Source organism: Pseudomonas sp. LJDD11, from assembly GCF_024584215.1.
In the GTDB taxonomy this organism is placed as follows: Bacteria; Pseudomonadota; Gammaproteobacteria; order Pseudomonadales; family Pseudomonadaceae; genus Aquipseudomonas.
The window spans coordinates 1-1,482 of the sequence record NZ_JANJFL010000062.1; the positions used below are offsets into that span (position 1 = coordinate 1).

Genomic DNA, 1,482 nt, shown 5'->3' on the forward strand with positions numbered 1-1,482 from the left:
TTACTGAGCATTGATCCAGATGGTCTTAAGCTCGGTGTACTGATCATGCGCCCACTGCGACTTGTCGCGACCGCCAAAGCCTGACTCGCCGTAGCCTCCGAACGGCGTCGAAGCGTCGCCTTCACCGAAGCAGTTGACGGTGACGATACCGGCGCGAATCTCGCGCGATAGAAGGATCGCGTTGCGCAGGTTGCTGGTGTAGGCCGAGGCCGCCAGGCCGTAAACGGTGTCGTTGGCCAGGGCAATGGCCTCATCAATGGTGTTGAAGGTGGTGACGCTCAACACCGGGCCGAAGATCTCTTCGACGAACAGTTTGTCGCCGGCGTTGACGCCATCAACAATGGTCGGCTCGATGAACACGCCATCACGGGTGTTGCCGCCTTCGACCACTTTAAGGTGCGCCTCGACGGCGTGTTCCAGGTACGAGCGAACCTTCTCGAAATGCGCTTTGCTGACCATTGCGCCCAGGCGGTTGGCCGGGTCCAGCGGGTCGCCCAGTTGCCAGTCGCGCACGTGCACCTTGATGCGCTCGAGCAGCTTGTCTTTGACGTCGCGGTGCACGATCAGCCGCGAGGACGCCGAGCAGTTCTCGCCCATGTTCCAGAACGCACCGGCCACCAGGTACTGGGCCACTTCGTCGAGGTCTTCGACGTCGTTCATCACCACCGCCGGGTTCTTGCCACCCAGCTCCAGCACCACACGTTTGATGTTCGACTCGGCCGAGTACTTGAGGAACAGCCGACCGGTGTCGGTCGAGCCGGTGAAGCTCACCGCCGCGATGTCCATGTGCCGGCCAATCGGCTCACCGACTTCGCGGCCACCGCCAGGCACGATATTGAACACGCCCGCCGGTACGCCGGCCTGATGGGCCAGCTCCGCGACGCGCAGGGCGGTCAGGGTGGTTTCCTTGGCCGGTTTGACCACGATCGAGCAACCGGCGGCCAGCGACGGGCCGATTTTCCAGGCCAGCATCAGCAGCGGGAAGTTCCACGGCAGCACCAGACCGACCACCCCGATGGCTTCACGCACCACGGTGGTTACTGCACCGGCGCCGGTCGGGGCACTGAAGTCGTAAATCTTGTCGATCAGCTCGGCATGCCAGCGCAGGGTGTGGATGGTCTCCGGCACGTCGACGTTCTGGCACTCGCTGACCGGCTTGCCGCTGTCCAAGCTTTCCAGCACCGCCAGTTCATGGGCGTGGTCTTCCAGCAGTTGGGCAAAATCCAGCAGGATGTGCTTGCGCGCCGCCGGCGCCAGCTTGCTCCAGCGACCGTCTGCGAAAGACTCTTTAGCGGCTTTGACCGCCAGATCGACGTCGTCGCTGTTACCGGCGGCGATGTGGGCCAGCAACTCGCCAGTGGCCGGGTTAGTGGTGGCGAAGGTATTGCCCGACAGCGCATCGCGGAATTCACCGTTGATGAATGCCTGGGTCGGGAATTTCAATTCAGCGGCCAGCGCCTTGTATTGGTCTTTGCTCAGCAG

General features: G+C 62.6%; 1 protein-coding gene. It reads right to left on the reverse strand.

Annotated features, from left to right (window positions below; all coding sequences use genetic code 11):
- The coding region (locus tag NRB16_RS28715; protein WP_257107540.1) for an aldehyde dehydrogenase at positions 1-1,482 on the reverse strand (1,482 nt) is incomplete at its 5' end.